This is a genomic window from Pseudoalteromonas sp. SG43-5 (assembly GCF_014164345.1).
Classification (GTDB): Bacteria; Pseudomonadota; Gammaproteobacteria; order Enterobacterales; family Alteromonadaceae; genus Pseudoalteromonas; species Pseudoalteromonas distincta.
Map to the genome: position 1 here is coordinate 184,646 of NZ_JACJFA010000005.1, position 20,888 is coordinate 205,533.

At 38.9% G+C, this 20,888-nt stretch carries 17 protein-coding genes; 8 read left to right on the plus strand and 9 right to left on the minus strand.

Annotation, left to right across the window (positions count from 1 at the left end; genetic code table 11):
• Positions 1 to 54: 54 nt before the first annotated feature.
• Positions 55 to 1,101: an NAD(P)-dependent alcohol dehydrogenase gene (locus H5161_RS07655; RefSeq protein WP_002958143.1), complete on the plus strand. Its 1,047-nt coding sequence runs from the start codon at positions 55 to 57 to the stop codon at positions 1,099 to 1,101.
• A gap of 75 nt (positions 1,102 to 1,176) precedes the next feature.
• Here H5161_RS07655 and H5161_RS07660 read toward each other — a convergent pair whose 3' ends face one another.
• Entirely contained in the window at positions 1,177 to 2,382 is a 1,206-nt protein-coding gene (locus tag H5161_RS07660) for an MFS transporter (RefSeq protein WP_024598262.1), read from the minus strand.
• 360 nt (positions 2,383 to 2,742) lie between these two features.
• Between H5161_RS07660 and H5161_RS07665 the strand changes: the two genes are divergently transcribed.
• The 3 genes from H5161_RS07665 (at position 2,743) to H5161_RS07675 (ending at position 7,490) form a co-directional block, all read left to right on the plus strand.
• Positions 2,743 to 4,041, plus strand: coding sequence for a PAS domain-containing methyl-accepting chemotaxis protein (locus tag H5161_RS07665; protein WP_182769032.1), 1,299 nt, complete (start codon positions 2,743 to 2,745; stop codon positions 4,039 to 4,041).
• Positions 4,042 to 4,174: 133 nt separating this feature from the next.
• Positions 4,175 to 6,310, plus strand: coding sequence for a TonB-dependent siderophore receptor (locus tag H5161_RS07670; protein ID WP_182725145.1), 2,136 nt, complete (start codon positions 4,175 to 4,177; stop codon positions 6,308 to 6,310).
• A gap of 217 nt (positions 6,311 to 6,527) precedes the next feature.
• On the plus strand, positions 6,528 to 7,490 hold the full coding sequence (locus H5161_RS07675; protein WP_182769033.1) for a TDT family transporter: 963 nt from the start codon (positions 6,528 to 6,530) through the stop codon (positions 7,488 to 7,490).
• 2 nt (positions 7,491 to 7,492) lie between these two features.
• Here the strand turns inward: H5161_RS07675 and H5161_RS07680 are convergent, their stop codons facing one another.
• Positions 7,493 to 7,684 (minus strand): DUF2986 domain-containing protein, encoded by a 192-nt coding sequence (locus H5161_RS07680; RefSeq protein ID WP_182695033.1) that lies wholly within the window; start codon positions 7,682 to 7,684, stop codon positions 7,493 to 7,495.
• A 336-nt stretch (positions 7,685 to 8,020) separates the two neighbouring features.
• Between H5161_RS07680 and H5161_RS07685 the strand changes: the two genes are divergently transcribed.
• Positions 8,021 to 9,508, plus strand: a complete 1,488-nt coding sequence (locus H5161_RS07685) for a dipeptidase (RefSeq protein WP_182769034.1) — start codon at positions 8,021 to 8,023, stop codon at positions 9,506 to 9,508.
• Positions 9,509 to 9,547: 39 nt separating this feature from the next.
• Here the strand turns inward: H5161_RS07685 and H5161_RS07690 are convergent, their stop codons facing one another.
• Positions 9,548 to 10,324 (minus strand): EAL domain-containing protein, encoded by a 777-nt coding sequence (locus tag H5161_RS07690; protein WP_182769035.1) that lies wholly within the window; start codon positions 10,322 to 10,324, stop codon positions 9,548 to 9,550.
• 216 nt (positions 10,325 to 10,540) lie between these two features.
• Here H5161_RS07690 and H5161_RS07695 point away from each other — a divergent pair, with 216 nt between their 5' ends.
• The gene (locus H5161_RS07695) at positions 10,541 to 10,723 is read left to right on the plus strand and encodes a 2TM domain-containing protein (RefSeq protein ID WP_002958152.1); all 183 of its coding nucleotides are present in this window, start codon (positions 10,541 to 10,543) and stop codon (positions 10,721 to 10,723) included.
• Between the two features lie 76 nt (positions 10,724 to 10,799).
• On the opposite strand, the gene H5161_RS07700 is transcribed toward H5161_RS07695, so the two are convergent.
• The 6 genes from H5161_RS07700 to H5161_RS07725 form a co-directional block, all read right to left on the minus strand.
• Positions 10,800 to 11,237, minus strand: a complete 438-nt coding sequence (locus H5161_RS07700; RefSeq protein ID WP_024593544.1) for an OsmC family protein — start codon at positions 11,235 to 11,237, stop codon at positions 10,800 to 10,802.
• A 124-nt stretch (positions 11,238 to 11,361) separates the two neighbouring features.
• Complete coding sequence (locus H5161_RS07705) at positions 11,362 to 11,502, minus strand: DUF2256 domain-containing protein (protein ID WP_182769036.1); 141 nt, start codon at positions 11,500 to 11,502, stop codon at positions 11,362 to 11,364.
• A gap of 2 nt (positions 11,503 to 11,504) precedes the next feature.
• Positions 11,505 to 13,034 carry a cryptochrome/deoxyribodipyrimidine photo-lyase family protein gene (locus H5161_RS07710; protein WP_182769037.1) on the minus strand — a complete coding sequence of 510 codons (1,530 nt, stop codon included), beginning with the start codon at positions 13,032 to 13,034 and terminating at the stop codon, positions 11,505 to 11,507.
• A 445-nt stretch (positions 13,035 to 13,479) separates the two neighbouring features.
• Positions 13,480 to 14,472, minus strand: a complete 993-nt coding sequence (locus H5161_RS07715; RefSeq protein WP_024598256.1) for a carbohydrate kinase — start codon at positions 14,470 to 14,472, stop codon at positions 13,480 to 13,482.
• A gap of 63 nt (positions 14,473 to 14,535) precedes the next feature.
• Positions 14,536 to 17,124 carry a TonB-dependent receptor gene (locus tag H5161_RS07720; protein ID WP_024597027.1) on the minus strand — a complete coding sequence of 863 codons (2,589 nt, stop codon included), beginning with the start codon at positions 17,122 to 17,124 and terminating at the stop codon, positions 14,536 to 14,538.
• Between the two features lie 234 nt (positions 17,125 to 17,358).
• On the minus strand, positions 17,359 to 18,576 hold the full coding sequence (locus H5161_RS07725; protein ID WP_100218334.1) for an ROK family transcriptional regulator: 1,218 nt from the start codon (positions 18,574 to 18,576) through the stop codon (positions 17,359 to 17,361).
• Between the two features lie 226 nt (positions 18,577 to 18,802).
• On the opposite strand from H5161_RS07725, the gene fucP reads away from it, so the two are divergent.
• Both fucP and H5161_RS07735 read left to right on the plus strand, forming a co-directional pair.
• Positions 18,803 to 20,110: an L-fucose:H+ symporter permease gene (fucP, locus tag H5161_RS07730; RefSeq protein ID WP_029753314.1), complete on the plus strand. Its 1,308-nt coding sequence runs from the start codon at positions 18,803 to 18,805 to the stop codon at positions 20,108 to 20,110.
• Positions 20,111 to 20,241: 131 nt separating this feature from the next.
• Complete coding sequence (locus tag H5161_RS07735; RefSeq protein WP_024597030.1) at positions 20,242 to 20,850, plus strand: flavin reductase family protein; 609 nt, start codon at positions 20,242 to 20,244, stop codon at positions 20,848 to 20,850.
• The last annotated feature ends 38 nt before the right edge of the window (positions 20,851 to 20,888 follow it).

Genomic DNA, 20,888 nt, shown 5'->3' on the forward strand with positions numbered 1-20,888 from the left:
GGGCTATGGACTATGCTGTTGATGATTTAAATTTTTAACCACTATGGAGTTATTATGAAAACAGTAGGATATGCAGCAAAAAGCCAAGGTTCTGAATTGACAGAGTTTTCTTTTGAGCGCCGCGATTTACGAAATAACGATGTAGAAATTGAAATTTTATACTGTGGTGTGTGCCATTCAGATTTACACGCCGTACGAAATGATTGGGGTGGCAGTGACTATCCGCTAGTACCTGGGCACGAAATTGTTGGTAAAGTTATGTCGGTAGGTAGCGACGTTAAAAAATATAAGCAAGGCGACACAGTTGCTGTGGGTTGTATGGTTGATTCGTGCCAAAGTTGCGATCAATGTGATAACGACGAAGAACAATTTTGCCGCGAAGGCATGGTTGGTACTTACGCAGGCAAAGACCGCGTTAGTGGTGAAATGACCCAAGGTGGGTATTCTAAACATGTTGTTGTACGCGAAGAATTTGTACTTTCTGTACCAGAAAATTTAGACCTTTCACGCGTTGCACCGCTACTTTGTGCAGGTATTACTACGTATTCGCCACTTCATAAGTGGGGCGTAAAAAAAGGTAGCCGTGTTGGTGTTGTTGGTCTAGGTGGTCTTGGTCACATGGCCGTTAAAAATGCAGTTGCAATGGGTGCAAGCGTTACGGTAATTGGCCGTAGTGAGTCTAAAAAAGATGATGCGGTTAAATTAGGCGCTCAGCACTATTTAGTGTCATCTAATGATGACGAAATGAAAGACTCGCAATCTGCCTTTGACGTCATTATAGATACAGTCCCTGTAAAACATGATTTATCTATTTACACACCGCTACTTGATGTAGATGGTACATTAGTTATTGTTGGCCAAGTTGGTCCAGTGGATGAGCTAAGCACGGTGCCATTATTAATGGGTCGCCGTCGTATTGCAGGCTCACTTATTGGTGGTATTGCACAGACGCAACAAATGCTCGACTTTTGTGGTGAAAATAACGTGCTACCTGAGTGCGAAATGATCAACATTGACGAAATTAACACGGCATACGAGCGTATGGAAAAGTCAGACGTACGATACCGCTTTGTTATTGATATGGCATCGTTAAACGCTTAATTTACTAGGTAAATTAAAAATAAAAGAGCCGCTAATTAGCGGCTCTTTTTGTATTTTAAATTAACTCGAACTCAGTTAATTAGTAGCTTGCGCTGTTGGTTGCTGTTTGTTTAGTTGTAAGTAACTTAATAGCCACATACCCAAACCACCTAAAAACAATGCAGCTGCTACGTAACCTGTTTGATTAGGTGCAGCACCTTGCGCTATTGCAATTCCGCCAACCCAAGGACCTATAGCATTGGCAGTATTAAATGCGCACTGTACTAAGGCACCAATCATAGCGTGGCCTTCGGGCGCAACGTCCATTAAAAGCGTTTGAATCAGCGTAGCCAAGCCCACACTGCAACCAATAAAGAAGATCACCGCGTAAAGAGCCCAAATATTATGGCTTGCCGTTACATATGCAAAGGCAAATACAATGGTACATACAAGCGCAAGGCCAGTCGTTTTAATTGCTGATTTATCGGCAGCTTTACCCAGTACATAGTTACCGAGTGTACAACCGATACCAAACATTACCATTGCGATAGAAATAGTATACGGAGCTGTTTTTGTTACCACTAATATGGTGTCGGCAATGTAAGTATAAATACAAAACACTCCGCCAAAGCCAATAATTACAATACCCAAAATGGACCAAACCAGTTTATTTTTAAGTACGCCAAACTCGTTTAGTAAGTTAGAAGGCTTAGCGTTATCGATACTAGGCACTACTTTATAAACAAAAACAAAAGCAATAAAGGCCAGTACTGCAGCGCCAGCTAAACAATAACGCCAACTTAAATTTTGACCTACAAGTGTAACTATAGGCACGCCAACAATAGTAGCCACAGTTAAACCCATAAACACCTTAGACATAAAGCTTGCACGCTTACCTTTTGGGGCAATATCTGATGCTAATAAAATAGCAGCACCAAAATATGCACCATGTGGTAAGCCACTTAAAAATCTAAATATTACAAGCTGCTCAAGCGACGTTGCCATCGCGCTTAACCCGTTTGAGATAAACATTAAGCTTATAAAAATGAGCAATGCTTTGCGCTTTCTCATATTAGCAGTGGTAAGCATTAAAATAGGCGCACCCACTACAACACCAATTGCGTAAGCACTAATTGCGTAACCACTTTGTGAGGGCGTTGAGCCAAATGTTTCGCTAATTAGTGGCAGCATAGGCATCATCGAAAACTCAGATAATCCTAAAATAAATGTGCCAAGTGCTAATACGAGTAAAATAGCGGTTCTGTTAAGTTGACTAGATGCCGACGTTACATCTGATGTCATAGATGATCCCTTAAGATTTAATTTTAAAAGTGAAACAGCGCAATAAATTCTGAATAGAAAATATTATATGTATGCTTAAATTTTGGTGTGAGAGGGTAGTCTGTGAAAGTGCTATTTTAAGTTAAAAAAAGTACAGAGTCATGCATAAATTAGTGTTTTTGTTAGGTTTTTAAAATGTTAATTAGAAGAAAATACTACTTAAAATTCATAAAATAAAAAAACTATTTATAAAGCATGCATCTATAAGGTGTTAAATATTCGCCGAAAGGTTATTTAGAGCTTATATTTACAGTATAGTTACATATTTGTTTAACGTTATTCTGCTAATGTTTTTACTAATTTACTCCTTAAGGTTTTTATATGTTTGGTATTTCTAAAAGAAACTCAAAAATTGAAGAAATGGAGCTTCAATTAATTCAAAAACAGTCTATCTTGTCGGCAATTAACAAGCATGTGGCTTATATAGAGTTTACACCTGAAGGAATAATATTAGACGCAAATCAGTTATTTCTAGCTACTGTAGGCTACAGCAAAGAGCAAATAATTGGCAAACATCATCGCATGTTTTGCGAACCTGAATATGCAAAGTCAGACGAATATAGCCAATTTTGGCAAGCATTAAAAACCGGAGATTCTAAATCAGGATCGTTTTTAAGATACAAAGCTAATGGCGATAAGCTTTGGCTTGAGGCAACTTACTTTCCTGTAGAAGAGCATGGCGTAGTCACTAAAGTGATTAAAATAGCCTCTGATATTACGACTAGTTATATACAACGAAAGGCACAAGAAGCGATAGCTAGTGCACTCGATAAAGCATTGGCTACAATAGAGTTTACCCCACAAGGTAATATTTTAAGCGCAAATCAAAACTTTTTAGCAACAGTAGGCTACAGCTTAAAAGATATTGTAGGTAAACATCATAAAATGTTTTGTACTGAAGTGTTTTATGAGAAAAACCCACACTTTTGGAATGAATTAGCGCAGGGGCAGTTTAAGTCAGGAAAATTTAAACGTATTGCTGCTGACGGTTCAGAAATTTGGCTAGAAGCTACTTATAACCCAATATTAGATAGCAAAGGTAATGTAATTAAAATAATTAAGTTTGCATCAAATATTACTGATCGTATACACAATAATAATGCAGTGACTGAAGCCGCTGCAATCGCGTATGAATCGGCGGTAGCTACAGCACAAACCGCTAAAAAAGGTTCTGAGATACTACAAAGTTCTGTTGCAAACTCAGATGCCATTGTAAGCCAAGTTCTTAAGTCAGTTGATTTAATTAAAAATCTTAATGAACAATCAGCTGTAATAGGCTCCATTGTTTCTACAATCAGCAGCATTGCTGATCAAACTAATTTACTTGCACTCAATGCTGCTATTGAAGCTGCACGTGCTGGTGAATACGGTCGAGGTTTTGCTGTAGTAGCTGACGAAGTAAGGCAACTTGCAGCCAGTACGAGTAGTTCAACTAATGAAATAGCGACCGTTGTTAAAAATAACCAAGAGCTCACTAATGATATATCAAGGCAAATTACGTCGGTTTCAGACTCTTCAGAGCAAGGCCGAGAGCTTATTGCGAATGTATCTGAGGTTATTAAAGAGATTGAGCGAGGGGCTGATATTGTTTCTCAAACAGTCGCTGAGTTAAATACTTAATTTATTATATGACCTTTTAGATTAAACACGCCTAACAACATTCAAAATTGATAAAGTGCGACAATATGTCGCGCTTTTGCTTTTGCAGTTCACACTATAATTACGCCAATTATTACAGTGGCATAAATTAACAATGGTTTATAAAAGCAAAACTCAAAAAACTTACTTACTTTCCCCTGTCGCACTTTTTATTAGCTGTGTGCTATCTACTTTTGCATTTGCCGACGATACGTCTTTAGAAGTAATTGAAGTACACGGACATGCTCAAAATAAGCACTTAGCACTTGGTTCGTCAGAATCGTTATTAAGTGATTTAGGTGTCGACTTTTCAGCTGCGGGCGGCGTATCTAACCTCCCTATTTTAAATGGTTTAATGGGCGACAGAGTTAAAGTGTTAATTGATGGCGCAGATGTAACCGCTGCATGCGCTAATCATATGAACCCGCCACTTTCGTATATCTCGGCTAATCAAATTACGTCTTATAATGTGGTTGCAGGCGTGTCGCCAGTGAGTGCGGGCGGCGATAATATTGCTGGCGTAATAAGCGTTAATTCTATTTCACCACAGTATAGCGATAGCAATGAATTAGGTTGGCACTCAGGTTATGTGTCAGCAAAGTACAGTAGCGTTGATAACGGACGTAAACTTGGCGTTGGTGCACGTTTAGCAAGTGACACGCTTAGCCTTAATTATCAGGGTTCGTTTAGTGACGCAGATAGTTATGAAGACGGTAACGGCGATGTAGTATTAGATACATTGTACCGAGCACAAAATCATAGTTTAACCGCAGCTATGCGCGATGATAAACAGCAATTAGTTATAAAGCTAACGCATCAAAAAATCCCATATCAGGGATTTGCAAATCAGTATATGGATATGACCGATAACACCAGCTACGGTGCAATAGCTCAATACAAACGCTCCTTTGAAAACAGCGAGCTTGAAGGGCAAGTTAACTGGCATAGCGTAAAGCACGAAATGGGTTTTTTCAGTGAAGAAAAAACAGGCATGATGCCAATGAAAACCGATGCACAAGATATAAGTACGCAGTTAAAATGGCGTATTGCGCTAGATAAAAACAGCAGTATTTTACTCGGCCAAGAATATTACAATTACAGCGTTGATGATTGGTGGCCAGGTATTGAAGGCTCAACCATGATGGGCCCCAACGATTACGTAAATATAAACAATGGTAAACGAGAGCGGATAGCGGCATTTGCAGAATTTGAGAGCCAAGTAAATACAAAGTTATGGTTAAACGCAGGCGTACGCATTGAAAGTATTAATACCCACGTTGGAGAGGTTCAATCATACAACGATGGTATGAGTATGATGAGCATGGGCGGTATGGTTATGGATACTTCTATAAATAATGCTGTTGCAGCTAAGACATTTAATGCTGGAGACAGAGATAAAACCGACACCATAGTTGATGCTAACTTATTAATTAACTACCAAATAACAAATTATGATGAGCTGCAATTTGGTCTTGCCCGTAAAAACCGCGCGCCCAATTTATACGAGCGATACAGTTGGGGTGTAAGCACCATGGCAACCACCATGATTGGTTGGTATGGCGATGGTAGTGGCTATATTGGTAACCCTGATTTAGACGTTGAAACTGCGCATACAATAAGTGCTACTTATATTAAATCGGCTAAAGATGATGGTTGGCGATTAAGTACCAATGTGTGGTATACCGATGTGAGCGACTATATTGATGCTGATATTGTAAGAAGCTTCAATAGTTATAACTTGGACAATACAACGCGTAACATTTTTCAGTTCACTAATGTAGATGCCATTTTGTATGGTGCAAAAATAGATTTAACAGCCAACATTTATGAATCTAAGGACTTAGGTAACTGGCAGTTACACGCTAATGTTACTAATACGAGAGGCAAGCGCGACGATACTAACCAGCCGCTTTATCAAATTAAACCACTGCAAACCCAGCTAGGTATTAGCCAGCAAATAGGTCGATTTGAAAATGCATTATCTTGGCAGTGGGTAGATACTAAAAGCCGTGTAGATAATAATCGTTTTGAAAACCAAACAGACAGCTACAGCTTGGTTAATTTAAGCTCTAAAGCCACATGGGATGCATTAACGCTAAGCGCAGAAGTGAGTAATGTGTTTGATGGGTATTACCAGCTCCCACTAGGTGGTGTAAGTATTGCGGCACTTAAACAAGATAGTAGCAACGGGTTTGAACAACTTGCAGGGCAGGGGCGTTCATTTAATTTAAGTGTTAGTTACGCGTTTTAATTAACGTCATATTCAAATTTAAAATAAAGCAAAAGCCATAACCACGTTATGGCTTTTTTCATACGCTTTAATATGTAAGCCGTAAACTTATTTTTATGAAATATTTGTACGCAAAAAGCGTCCTATTAAGCACGCTTGTACTAATTTTACAGCGTTATTTTAAGGCAATGCAGTAAAAAGCAGTAACTTGTTCATCCCCCAATGATTAGGAAATACAGTGTTTAAGCAATTTAAAAGTAAAGTGATGGGTGCGCCAACAGCCATGGCCGGTTTAGCTTTGGGTATTGCTAGTATGGGATGGACATGGGAAAACGTTTTTAATTTAAACTCCCAAGGGCAATTTTTGGGAGCGGTACTAGCTGGCGTATTAGTTTTACTTTTGGCTGCTAAATTTTTACTACACCCTAATTTATTAAAAGCCGATTTAGCACACCCAGTTGCAGGAAGTGTGATCCCTACATTTGCAATGGCTAATCTTGTTATTTCAAACTCAGTTGGGCAATTTAACCCATTAGCTGGTGATATTATGTGGGTTTTAGCTTTTGTGCTGCATCTCACATTTTTGGTGAGCTTTTTATACCAGCGGGCAAAAAAGTTTGATTTTGAAGATATGGCACCTAGCTGGTTTGTGCCACCAGTGGGGATCATTATTGCAGATGTTACTTTTTTGGGTAATCCGACATTAGCGTGGTTAGCTTATAGTGCGTTAGTTATTGGTATATCAACGTACGCCATAATGCTGCCAATTATGTTTTATCGTTTTTTATTAGCCTTAAAAAGTGACTACGAAATGCAGCCAACACTTGCCATTTTAGCAGCACCAGCCAGTTTAACATTAGTGGGGTATTTTCATGTTTTAGCTAATCCGTCACTTGTTATAGTGGGGGCATTATTTATATTAGCGATAATAAAAACACTGATTGTTTATGTGTTATTTATAAAGTTATTAAGCAGACCTTTTACGCCGAGCTACGCTGCTTTTACATTTCCAATGGTTATTGGGGCAACTGCATTATTTAAAATGGCTGATTGGATGCAAAGTATAAACCTCGCAATGCCATATGTAGATACAGTTAATTACTTAGCTACGTTTGAACTTATAGTTGCCACGGCAGTGGTTGGTTATGTAAGTGGTCGGTACTTTTGCCACTTTAAATTATCAAAGCAACAGGTAACGTAAAGTTACTCTTGGATTACCTGTGGCTCATTATTTTCTTGCTCAGCTAGTTTTTCGCGCTCAGCTTTTGACACATAACCAGGTTTGTTGCTTTTGTGTAGTTTAGCGTTAGTGCGTTTATCTTTTTTTTGAAATTTAGTGACGATTTTTTTACGACGGTTCACAATTAAATACTCTCTTAATTTTAAGTCGCGCATTATACAGTCATCCTCATAAAAGCTGCTATATAAATATTTAACATGAACTCTGGGTAAGAGGTTTACCAGCGTATTGAACTATAGTGATATTTAAATTTATTTTCTCTAGCCAGAGATTTTCAGTGAAAACAAGGCGAACTTACGCGTCAATAGCTGGCCTATTGCAAGTAAGTTCAACGCAGTTAGCGCTGGAAATAGCTGCTTGAGATAGATTTATTATCCAGAGTTCAGGTTATTTACCTTAAGTAATCTGCGCGTTTGGCGTAAAGAGCTATAAGTAAGTAACTCATAGCGTTATAATTACCGCTCTTAGCTATTAATTAAATGGGAATTGTTTTGAAAAAGTTAGCTTTAGCCAGTATTGCTTTATTTGCATTTGGCGCACATGCGCAGTTAAATAAAAATATTGATAGCGTTGCCGATTACGCAGTAAATACCTACCAAAATGCTCAAATACACACACTAACTAACTTAGTGGCTTTTCCGACGGTTAATAAAAGCGACATTAGCACTCCTCAAAATCCCGATTTTATTGGCTTTAAAGCACTTTTAAAAATGAAAGCCGCAGAGCTTGGTTTTGACTACCAAGATTTAGGCTACACCGTCTTAATTGGTATGGGCGAGCAAAGCGAAAAAGTAACGGTAGTAACCCACGGCGACGTGCAACCTGCTAATGCAAGTAAATGGAAACAAAGCCCTTTTATTATTGATACATCTGAACCGGGTAAATTAGTTGGTCGTGGTACTGAGGACGACAAAGGTGCAATAGCAACAGCGCTTTACGCCATGAAAGCAATTAAAGATAAAGGCATAACCCTTAATAACCGTATTGAGCTTATGATTTACCTTGCTGAGGAGTCTGATTGGGGTCCGCTTACTCAATTTATGAAAACGTATGAACAACCAAAATATGCAGTAACGATTGATGCATCATACCCTGTAGTGGTTGCCGAGAAAGGCTGGAGCTTAATTGCACCTACTTTTAATGCAACATCACCACAAACGGGTTTATATGTAAAGGATGTAACTGGCGGTGCGTTTAGAAGCCAAATTCCAGAAGACGCCAGCTTAGTGCTTCACAATGCAGACGCGGCACTTATTAATACATTAAAAGCAAAAGCTAAAACATTAAATAAAGTTGAATTTAACTTTAGTGAAAAAAGTAATGGTTTAGCAATAAGCGTTAAAGGTATGTCGGCGCATTCATCTGAGCCGGAGTCGGGTATAAATGCTATTGCTTATTTAGCTGAGTTATTTAAAGGTGTGAAGCTTGAAAATAACAGTGACGGCGAGCTAATCGACTTTGTGAATCAGTTAATTGGTTTAGACATTCACGGTAAACAATTTGGCGAAATAGCTTACAAGCACGACTTTATGGGCCCAATGACAGTGGCACCAACCGTTATTGAGCGCGATGGTAATGCGCTAACACTTGCTGTAAATGCACGTCGCCCAATGGGTAAAGACGAAGCTGTATTACAAAAGCAAATTGATGATGCACTCGCTAATTGGCAAGCTACTAACAATGTAACACTTGCTAACATAGAAACAATTATTGGCACACCTATGCTACTTGATGGCGCGCCACATGCGCAAAAGCTGCTTAATATTTTCAAGCATTTTACGGGCGACGAAAAAGCTGACTTTGTATCAATAGGTGGTGGCACTAACGCAAAGCTGTTTGATAATGCGGTATCGTTTGGCCCTTCAATGCCGGGTAAGCGCTACACAGGTCACTCAGAGCATGAATTTATGACACTTGAGCAACTTGAACTGAATTTACGTATGTACACAGCAATGATGATAGAGCTAGGTAATATGTAGTTTAAGCCTTACTTAAATTTTAATAATAGGTGTTGAGTACTAATCAGCACCTATGTCCTTAAAATTTACCTCAGGCAAGTTTTCAAAACTTGGTTTGGCAAATAAATACCCTTGCATAAGCTCAACACCTGCGTTTTTAAGCCACTTATATTCTTCTACCGTTTCAATCCCTTCAGCTAGTGCGGTTATGTTTAAATCGCGAAACATATTTAAGCAATGAGTTACTATTAATTGGCGTTTTTTGTCGTTGCTTATATCGCGTATGAGCGCCATATCAAGCTTGATAATATCTGTTTGAAAGTCAGCCAGTAGATTTAAACCAGAATAACCTGCACCAAAGTCATCAGTGGCGGTTTTAAATCCGAGAGACTGATAGTAATCAACAATGCGTTTAATGTGTGCGGTGTCTTCAATTTTTTCAACTTCAGTAAATTCAAACATAATATTTTGAATTGGAAAGTTATACTTTTTTGCAGCTTCGAGTGTGGTGCGTATACATCGCTCAGGTTTATAAATAGCATTAGGTAAAAAGTTAATGCTTAGCATTGATGTTATGCCCAGCTTTGAGGCTAGTTGAATAGCTTTAATACGACAAAGCTGATCAAATGCATAGCGGTTGTCTTCATTCACTTTTGAAATAATTGAATAAGCAGACTCGCCATTTAAACCCCTAACCAATGCTTCATAGCCATAAATTAGGCGAGTTTTACAGTTTATAATCGGTTGAAAAGCCATAGAAAAATCAAATTCAAGATCGTTGGCGTCAGCACAATTACTACATGTCACTTTTTCACAATCTTTTGATTTTTCGATCACTTAGTTCATCCTCTTATGTTTATTTTTAAAGTTAGTTGAGGGTAGATCCTAACACAAATAGATTAAAGTATTAGTTTATATTTTTTTAACGTAATAAGTGATTATTTATATGTGAGTAATATGATGACTAATGTCATGCTATTTAATGACATTTGGCAGGAGTTTGCATTTCGTTTTTATATAAAAATAGATTTATACATTAACAGGAGGATAAACATGAATACATCAACAACAATATTTCAAAGTTTTAAACAGTATGCAGTTGCTTTAGTGTTTTTAGGATTAATTAATTTAATTACATCACCAAACACCTTATGGGTGATTTGGCCCGCGCTTGGCATGGGGATCGCTTTATTATCTGAAGTCTTAGGTATAAGCAGCTCTAAAAAGGTATCTTGATGATTAGTAAGCCAAGTAATAATTTACTTGGCTTTAATTTAATGTGCTTTATTTACAGTAATCTAAACCTAAATATTTAAAATGCTGATTGAAGTGTCGCATCTAGTGATATTTCGGTATTTAAGAGTTTTGAAATAGGGCAGCTCTTTTTGGTTTGCTCACATAAAGCTTGAAACTGCTCGTTTTGAATATCATCAATACGCGCTTTTACCTCAAGGGCAATATGCGTCACCGAAAAACCATCATCTACTTCATCAAGGCTTACAGTGGCTTTAGTATCAATTTTATCTGCGGTAAAGCCTGCATCACCTAATGCAAGTGAAAGCGCCATACTAAAACATGCACTGTGCGCTGCACCTACTAATTCTTCAGGGTTTGAGCCCGCCTCATCTTCAAAGCGGGTATTAAAACCATAAGGTTGTTTATTAAGCGCGCCACTTTGAGTTGATATGCTACCTTTGCCTGTTTTAATGTCGCCAGACCATGTTGAACTTGCCGTTTTTTTAATCGTCATCATCTTCTCCTTGCTAGAGTGTAAGCTTTTCAGGTTATCTAAGCGTTATTTACAAAATAAACTTATATAAAGCCTTAAAAGCACTAATTACTGATGATGTTGCAAAATAGGCGCCAGTTAATTGTTACCCCTGTTTATTTCGCTTACAGCACTCTGAACAGTAAATAACGTTATCCCAGTCGCGCTGCCATTTTTTACGCCACGTAAAAGGTTTATTACAAATAGGGCATATTTTTTGAGGTAAGTTTAGTTTTTTGTGCGCCATACTTACTTAGCCTTACTGTTATTTTTAGTATCCGTTTTACTTTTTGTTCGAGTAACTTTTTGAGTACCCCCAACGTGCTTTTTAAGAATTTTCCCTATGGCACGTTTAACATCGGCTCGCTCACGGTATTGCCATAAGCGTTCGCGTGCTTCTTTTGAGGCCGCTGTTAAATCAAGCATGGGTTCAGGGTAATCCTCCCCTAACTTAAAGTCGTTAAAGAGTGCCTCCATTGGAGTTTGCTCCCAAGGCTGATGTAAATATTCAATAGGGAGTTTTTCAAGCTCGGGGCACCACTTTTTAATAAACGAACCTGTTGGGTCTTGATCTTCTGATTGCTTAATTGGGTTGTAGTGCCTAATGGTATTAATACCTGTGACCGAGGCTTGCATTTGAATTTGCGGATAATGAATCCCTGGCTCAAAATCTAAAAAGTAATTAGCGAGCGGAAAGCTTGCTTGCTGCCAACTTATATTTAAATGATGCGTTACAAAGCTTACAAGCATGGCGCGCATTCTAAAGTTTATATAACCGGTGGCTTTTAAGCAGCGCATGCAAGCGTCAATAATTGGAATACCTGTTTGACCTTGCGCCCAGCGTTCAATATCGTTTTTCACACGTTCATCATCACGATACGGAAATACGTGATAACCCGGATTAAGAGCTAAAAACTCCATAGAGCACTCGCTTTCAAACTTTTGCATAAAGTGGCAGTGCCAATGCAAGCGCGATACAAACGCTGCTAGTGGGCGTTTCCAACCTCTTTTGTCAGGGTGTTTTGAATGATATTCATCAATGGTCATTTGATACACTTGCCTAAGGCTAATGTTCCCCCATGCTAGATAGGGCGAAAGCCGAGAGCAGTGGGTTTGGCTTAAACTTGGGCTCGATATTCCCTTTTGATAACCTTTACCGCGCTCGGCAAAAAAACTCTGCATTACAGTTCGCGCATGCAGTGGGCCACCTTGTTGAAAGCTGTCGTGATCTTGAGTGTAAGCGCTTGGCAGCTCAGGCGCTTGATAGTTATTAAGGGTAATTGTTTTTATACTCTTCCAATTAGGAACAGCAATAGGTGCTTGCATTGTTTGCTGCCAGCGTTCGTTCCAATTATTACGATTTTTTTTGCCGCGAATTACCGCGCCTGTTTGCGACTCTTGCCAATTAATGTGGTTATGCTGGCACCATACTTTTATTGCCTTATCGCGCTCAAAGGTGTTGTTTAAGCCTATTTCTTGATGGCTAAAAATATTAACTATTTCAAACTGCGTCTTTATCGACTCAAGTAAATCGTTCATATTTAAATTAAATATATAAACACAGGCGTTATAACGCGCTAGCTGATTATTTAACTCAACTATCGATTGATACACAAAGCGCCAGTGCCGCTCATTGTAGTGTGCATCTTCGAGCAGTAATGGCTCAAAGTTATAAAGTAACAGGGTCGGTAAGCCATTACTAAATGCATTTTTTAATGGTTGATGATCGCTAAGACGTAAATCACGTTTAAACCACACGATGTTTATTTTTTCTTTCATACTGGCAATATTAAAACCGTGGCATTATAAATAATAGGACAAAACCAATACGTATTAAATGTAAAAGAAGACTAGTGTAAAAACAATTTTGATATAGGCAACTCATGTTAAGGTGATACTAAAATGAGTCGCCAATAAAAGAAGTATTATAAATAGGGAGAATTACCGTGATAGTTAAGCAATTTTGGCACTTGCAGTCATGTGAGAGTACACCTATTAAAGCTTCACCAATTGCAACTACTTCCATTATCTTTTCCTAAAACTTGCGAGGGTATCGCTTTGTATGACGATACCCTCAGTTAGGGTAAAATTAAAAACGCTTACCAATAGTAAAGCTAAAGACACGAGATATGACAACGCGCGCATTAAATATAATTGATTGATCTGCTACCGTTTAACCTGAGTGAAACTTCCCTCTGATAAGTTTCCTGAGTTATTTAGGTTTTTAACATCGACACGAAGATTTAAGGGTACTCGCCGAGATATCATGGTATGTAGGTAGGGCATCAAAGGCTCCAAACGTTGCTACTGTTTTGGCTCCGCATTTAGTAGCAAAGTCGATAGCCTTTGAAACGTTAGTAAAGTTATTTGCCCAGTCAGTAAATTCTGTTTTATTACTCACTAGCGAAGATATTTGATATAAAAAACCACCTACAAACGCATCGCCTGCAGCTGTGGTATCCACAACATATGCCTTAGGGCAAGGATAAGTACCACTAAATGAGCTAGATGAAAAAGTAATAGGCTCGCCACCATCGGTCATTAAAACTAAAGCTACGCCACTATCTACCCAACTTCTAATAGTGGTATCAATATGCTCTATTCCATAAAGCGAGATCAGCTCATCTTTACTCGCTTTAATAACATCAACTGTTTTAGCAACATCCTCAATAACAGATTTAGCTGTGAGTGGTTCATCCCAGAAGGCTGAACGAAAGTTAATGTCAAAGCATGTAACCGAGCCTGATTCTTTAAAGTGTTTTAGCGCATGTAAGGTTGTATTTAATACTAAAGGTTTTGCAAAAGAGCCTGAACAAAAACTCACAATTTTAGGTGTTGAAAATAAAGAGGGCTCTAAATCGGTTATTTGTAAATCGTAATGTGCAGCATCTTTATCGTAAAATTCAAATGTACGTTCACCGTTTTCATCCAACGATACGAACGCGAGTGCCGTCTTCCCTTTTTTTGAAAAGCCAACATAAGATGTGTTTACATTATACATTTTGAGTGCATTTATTAAAAAGCGACCAAATTTATCATTGCCTACTTTACCAAGCAAATAACTTGAACCACCAAGCTTTGCTACGGCTACAGCAACATTAGCGGGTGCGCCTCCGGCAAACTGTGTGAAGTCTAGTTCGCTATTTGATGCCTTATTGTGCATGCAGTCATGTGAGAGTATATCTATTAAAGCTTCACCAATTGCAACTACTTCCATTATATTTTCCTAAAAATTGCGAGGGTATCGCTTTGCATGACGATACCCTAGATTAGAGTAAAATTAAAAACGCTTACCAATAGTAAGGCTAAAGGTACGAGGTAAGACAACGCGCGCATTAAATGTAGTTGCTTGACCTGCTACCGTTTCACCTGCGCGAGGATCCCCCTCTGATAAGCCTTCTGAGTTATTTAGGTTTTTAACATCGGCACGAAGGTAATAACCGTCTTCGTTTTCAAGGGATAAACCAAGGTTTAACATGCCATACATAGGCAGTTCTGCTGTGTTGGCGTCGTCGGCATAACGTTTACCGCTCCAAGAGTAGCTACCATGAATAGCTGCCATACCCCACGAAAAATCTTCAAACTGATAGCTACTAGTTAATTGGCCAAAGTGCTTAGGCACACGTACAGGTAAGTTGCCGTTTATATCAATAGAGGCAGAGCTTCCATTAGCATCCAAGTATTGCGCCGCTGGTGTGTTTACAAATTCGGGTGATTGGTACGTTGCAGATACACCAATGCGCCAGTCTTGGGTGATTTGCAGGTTAAATTCGGCTTCTACACCTAAGGTTTCTGTGTTTCTAAAGGCTTGACGTTGCACTACTTGACCATTTTCAACAGTAGGTACATTAAAGAATAAATCATCCGCAGCGGCGAAGTAACCGGTTACAAATGCTGCGACATCACCTTCGTTATATTTAATGCCCACCTCGGCCATTACCGTTGAAGCTGGTTGTGTTTCACGTCTCTCAGAGTTATTAAATTGATTAATTTCCTCTTGACTAGTTAGGTTGGTAATCGCCATGTATTTATCTACATCAGGCATACGAAAACCATCTGCATATCGAGTGAATACCGCTAAGTCGTCGTTAAATTTGTAGTTAGCTGCAATTGTCCATGCCATTTCGTTGTATTCAACATCAAAGTTTCGGTAAGTCCCATCACCAAAGGGCAGGGTAATATTCCCATTGACGGTATCAGTATCGCTGGCAAAACTGTCAATTGTGTAATTAGCTTGGTTTTGCGCTTCCCCATCTGCTTTGAGGGTTTCGTACCTTAGGCCCAGATTAAACGACACATCTTCAAGCTCGTATTCAAAGTCAGCAAAGGGCGCAAGGGTATTTTCACTATAAACAATATCGGCAAAACCATGTGATCCAGCCTGAATACCTTTGTAAGTACCGCTGGCAATGTCAAGACCTTGTGCATCTGTAAATACAACATCTAAGCGCTGCGGCAGGGGCTCTACTGATTGCAGTGTATTAATTCGATAGTCGGTAACATGGCCATTAATATTAGAGAAGAATAAGCCAAAATTAGCATAAAGAGTCCCTTCGCCTACATCATCAAAGGTGTAGTTGAATCTGGTTTCGTTTTGAAAGTTATCGCCTTCAAAACGTCTATGCCAAAAGCCTGCGTTTATTCCGTATCCATTGGTGTTGTAGGTATTTACGTTGCTTGAATCAGCCAATACAAAGCCGTTTCCTGCATCGCGTATATCGTAACTTAGGTTACCATCAACCATGGCACCTGCAAGGACATCAGTATTTGCAGCATATATAGCTTGTGCTTTACTAGCTAACGATTCGGCGTTACCTACGTTAATGATGCCGGTAAAGGTTGTTAGCATATCGGTATAACGCATTTGATTTGAAAAGACTAAGTTTTCGTTGATTTCAATTTCGGTTGTATTGCCAAAGTAGGTCACATTAGCGTAGTTACCATCTGCAATATCCAAATCAATGTCGCCGCTTGGGGTGTTATTAAGAGTTAATAAACGCGCACCTGCTGAGTTACCGGTGGTGCCATCTCTGATATCCATCCCGCCTGGGATTGTTTTAGCATTGGTGGTTGAGCCTATTAATGGCTGAGGAATAAAAAAGAATGATCTATCGTTTTGTTTATTAAACTCAAAGCGGGTAAAGCCGCTGCCATCTTTAAAAAAGTGCTTAATATTGCCATTAAGCTCACCACCTTGGTTAGCTGTATACCCCGGATCGCGTGCGGAGTCATCCTTGCGATACCAAGCGCCAACAGCATAGGTTGTCTGATCGTCTATTGATCCGCTAACCCAACCTTGTCCACCTAGGCGGTTGTTGCTGTTGGTTTCAAAAAACACATCACCTTGGGTATCATCGGAGCCTTCACGAGAAATAAAATTAATAAACCCAGCTGGCGCGCTACCAACAAAAATTGACGAGGCACCACCACGAATAGCTTCAACGCTGCCAACAAAATTAGACAAACGGGTAAAGCGATCATTTTGAGTAAATAAAATATCTTGATTATAAAACACGGTCATACCATCACGAAGTAGTGCTGTAAACTCTGTTTGCGTTGATAACGGAAAGCCTCGTGGGGCTACGTTGTTACCGGTTTCTCCACCGGTGTCTTCGGCATGAAAACCAGGAATACTTCGCACTAATTCAGCAACACTGTGCGGAGCCAATTGCTCTAACTTTGCTTCGTTAAAGGTAGTTATTGCATTAGTTGATTCGATTTTCTCTTTTGGCCGAGATGTTCCCGTTACAATGATGCGCTCAAACCCTAAATCACTTTTTGCTTCTTGTTGCTCTTGTGACAAGACGCTAGGGGATATGGATAGACCTACAGCGACTGCAATTAGAGTCATTTTTGCTGATACTTTCATTTTTCTGTTCTCTCTTTGTTGTGTGTGTATACAAATTTGCGGTTTTATTAATCAAACATGTCAGTGTTATCAAATTTGTAAATAGAATGTAGAGAACTTAAAATAATAAATCAACTATTATTACTTATTATTTTTTGTACAGCTTTTTGATTGTTTAAGTGAATTTTTTACCTCTGATAAAAAATAAATAAGCAGCCAACGTTACCGATGGCTGCTTTTTAACTTTAAAGTATATTAGTGGTGTGAAAGGCTTGCGTGATCTTGAGAAAAGTTGATAAGTAACGGAAGGTTAGCGCAGCCTACTGATTGAGCCTTGGCGCCAATAGAGCCACTTTGTACTTCACAGCGATTAATACCGCGATGATCAGCCTGGCTCAATTTTAACTTTGTTGCCAAAACTATTTTTTCTCTGACATTGATAGGAATGGCGCCATCAATGACAATTGCCTCAAAATCAAAAATAGCTAAAGAACACAATGCCGCGTAGGCGAGGCCATCTGCAACTTGGTCTATCCACTTATCGAGTACGGGGCCTAAGTCTCCCCAATACTCTTTTGAACTCCATAGTATGTCAGTATTGTAGCCATCACCTTTGAGCATTTTTTCGAGAATATACAGTGATGATTGCATAATAAGTTGTTGGGAGGTTAGTTGTCCTTCACTATTAAGCATAGGCCTAGGTAATGAACCTATAGCGCCGGCATTACCTTTTTTACCAGTAAATAAGGTTTCGTTTATAACAACTCCACCACCAATAAAAGTACCAATAAAAATATATAAAAAATCGCTAAAACGAGCAGGATTACCAAAGCTTAATTCAGCTGAACAAGCAGCGGTATCATCATTACATACATACACGGGAAGATGTACAATTTGATTTATTTTTTCTTTAAAATCAAAAGACTTCCATTCATTCAATACTGTTTTTGGAGCGCCGGCTTCTTCTGTCCAGTTCCAAATTTCGTAAGGGGTTGCAACACCCACACCTAAGATACGCTTGGCTAATTCGTCACTTAAGCTCATTTTAAGTACGCTGATCCCTTTCTCTAAAAAGGTTAGCAAGCTCTGTACTGTGGGGTAAGCGCAGTTTTCGTGCAAAGTTGCGCGTATATTTCCTACTAAGTCAATCAAGGTTAAATCAAAACTGCGACGACCTACTTTTAAGCCAATTCCAAATGCACCATCTGGATTTAACGCAAATGGGATGGTTGGTTGGCCAACCTTACCACGCTGAGGGTCTTTCCGTATTAATAACGATTCGGCTTCTAAACTATTGATAATTACTGTGACGGCCTGTGCTGAAAGCCCTGTTTTTTGTGCAATTTCAGCTTTTGGAGCACTACCGTGTTGGCGAATTAATGACATAATTCGGCGTTCATTATGAGCACGCAGGCCAGATTGGCTTCGGCCTTCTTGTAAAGAGAGTCGAGGGTTTTTAGATTTGATAATTATTCCTACCTAGTTGTTATTATCTTGAATAACCTGATTAATTGTACACCGAGTGTGTGTAATTGGCGACTATATTAGCTTTATTGCCGGGTTCATTTCTTATTATTAAATTTACGACAGAGTATAAATAAGTCACAGGAGGTCAATAAATAACTATAGTTGATTTATTGACGGAATGATATTTAACTGGTTAAATGCTTTACTTAACATTAACAACTGAGACACGGCAATGACCACACACACACACACACAAACACCTCTTGTCTCCAAGGAGATGGTGGTTCCCTTTATTTTACTTGTTCTGTGCTTTGCTGCATGGGGAGCTGCGGCAAACATGACTGATCCGCTAGTAAAAGTGTTTAGTAAAATTTTTACTATGTCGTCAGTGCAGTCTGCATTGGTACAATTTAGCTACTATGGAGCTTACTTTTGCCTAGCTATTCCGGCGGCATATATCAATAAACGCTTTTCGTATAAAACAGGTGTGTTAACCGGTTTAGGGATGGCTGCAATCGGAGCATTTTTGTTTTATCCCGCCAGCCAAGCAATGACTTATGGTTTTTTTTTAGTGGCTTTGTTTGTGTTAGCTGGAGGCTTATCTATTTTAGAGACATCAGCAAACCCTTATGTAATGGGAATGGGCACCCAACAAGGTGCAACTCGCAGGTTGAATTTGGCGCAATCATTTAACCCTGTCGGTACTAACATTGGTGTTTTTTTAGCCGCCACCCTTATTTTACCAAAGCTCAATACCGCAACCTCTGGTGAGCGCACAAATATGAATAGTGAGCAATTAACTAGCATTATAAGCGCAGAACTTGATGCAGTTATGGTGCCTTATGTTGGTATGGCTTGTGTGTTGGTTTTTATTTGGTTGGCAATTGCGTTTACTAAAACACCTAATTTTTGTAAGCAAAAAAAAGTCTCTAAGCATGTAGAATTTAGTGCAACGTTTAAGCGTTTGTTTAAAAATACCCATTACCGCTTTGGTGTTATCGCCCAGTTTTTTAATGTTGCGGCGCAAACTTGTGTATGGACATTTACCATCCAGTACGTAATGGAGGCACTCGATACAAATGAAGTTACCGGGGGAAGTATTTTACAATACAGTATGATCACCTTTTTAGTTTCTCGATTTGTAATGACCTGGCTTATGGGATTTATTCGTCCTGCCAAACTGTTAATGGCAACCTCTATTATTGCAATGCTGCTGTGTTTTTATATGGTGAAAATGCCAAATATAAGTGGCGTATGGGCGCTGGTAAGTATATCGGCTTGCTTGTCGTTAATGTTTCCAACTATTTACGCGATTTCACTACATGGGTTAGGCGATGATGCAAAACTAGGTGCTGCTGGTTTAGTAATGGCTATTTTAGGTGGAGCGATAGTTCCTGTATTCCAAGCTGTGTTTATTGATACATACAGTGTCGCGTTTTCTTATGTTGTGCCTGCGGGGTGTTTTATTATTGTTGCAGCTTATGCTGCATTTGATTTAAAAACAAAAGTCAGAGTATTCAATAATGTAGCGCCTTGCTAAATGGATTGAAAACCGAGCCTGAAGGCTCGGTTTTACTTTTTAACTTTTCTCATTTGTAAATCTTCTTTAACCCCAACCTTCATCGAATTAAGATATTAGGCATGTTGATATTCTTATTTAGTTGAAAAAATATGTTTTTAGATCTCACCGAAAATACCAACCAAAATGTTTACTCTTACTTAGTAGGCGGTATCAGCCCAAGGCCTATCGCATGGATAAGTACATTAAATAGCGAAGGTAGTGCAAATATTGCGCCTTATTCATTTTTTACTGTGGCTAGTTGCAAGCCAGCTGTTTTAAGTGTTACGCAAGTAAACCCTAGTGATAAAACGAATAAAGATACGCTTAGTAATCTAATGGCAACTAAAGAATGTGTGGTTAATATTGTCAGCCAAGAGCTAGTTGAAAAAATGAACCAAAGTTGTGCAAATTATCCTAGTGATATAAGCGAGTTTGATGCAGCTAACATTGCCCAAGCTCCAAGTAAGTTAGTTAACGCGCCAAGCGTTGCCGATTCAAAAGTACGGTTTGAATGTAAGTTACGCGAAGTTATTAGTATTTCAAATGAGCCTGGCGGTGGAAAAATGATGTTGCTGGATGTAGTGGGTATTTGTATAGACGATGAAGTGATGAGTGGTGGCTATATTGACCCTGAATTATTAAATGCAGTGGGCAAAATGGGCGGCGATTACTTTAGTACAACCAAAGATAAGTTTTTGCTTAAAAGGCCACAGTTGTGAAATAATCGTTTACCTAGGAGTACAATAATAAAAGGATT

Bases quoted from the DNA above. Each gene is read 5' to 3' on its own strand.
- H5161_RS07655 (WP_002958143.1), top strand. From the start codon at position 55: ATGAAAACAGTAGGATATGCAGCAAAAAGCCAAGGTTCTGAATTGACA.
- H5161_RS07660 (WP_024598262.1), bottom strand. From the start codon at position 2,382: ATGACATCAGATGTAACGTCGGCATCTAGTCAACTTAACAGAACCGCT.
- H5161_RS07665 (WP_182769032.1), top strand. From the start codon at position 2,743: ATGTTTGGTATTTCTAAAAGAAACTCAAAAATTGAAGAAATGGAGCTT.
- H5161_RS07670 (WP_182725145.1), top strand. From the start codon at position 4,175: ATGGTTTATAAAAGCAAAACTCAAAAAACTTACTTACTTTCCCCTGTC.
- H5161_RS07680 (WP_182695033.1), bottom strand. From the start codon at position 7,684: ATGCGCGACTTAAAATTAAGAGAGTATTTAATTGTGAACCGTCGTAAA.
- H5161_RS07695 (WP_002958152.1), top strand. From the start codon at position 10,541: ATGAATACATCAACAACAATATTTCAAAGTTTTAAACAGTATGCAGTT.
- H5161_RS07700 (WP_024593544.1), bottom strand. From the start codon at position 11,237: ATGACGATTAAAAAAACGGCAAGTTCAACATGGTCTGGCGACATTAAA.
- H5161_RS07705 (WP_182769036.1), bottom strand. From the start codon at position 11,502: ATGGCGCACAAAAAACTAAACTTACCTCAAAAAATATGCCCTATTTGT.
- H5161_RS07710 (WP_182769037.1), bottom strand. From the start codon at position 13,034: ATGAAAGAAAAAATAAACATCGTGTGGTTTAAACGTGATTTACGTCTT.
- H5161_RS07715 (WP_024598256.1), bottom strand. From the start codon at position 14,472: ATGGAAGTAGTTGCAATTGGTGAAGCTTTAATAGATATACTCTCACAT.
- H5161_RS07720 (WP_024597027.1), bottom strand. From the start codon at position 17,124: ATGAAAGTATCAGCAAAAATGACTCTAATTGCAGTCGCTGTAGGTCTA.
- fucP (WP_029753314.1), top strand. From the start codon at position 18,803: ATGACCACACACACACACACACAAACACCTCTTGTCTCCAAGGAGATG.
- H5161_RS07735 (WP_024597030.1), top strand. From the start codon at position 20,242: ATGTTTTTAGATCTCACCGAAAATACCAACCAAAATGTTTACTCTTAC.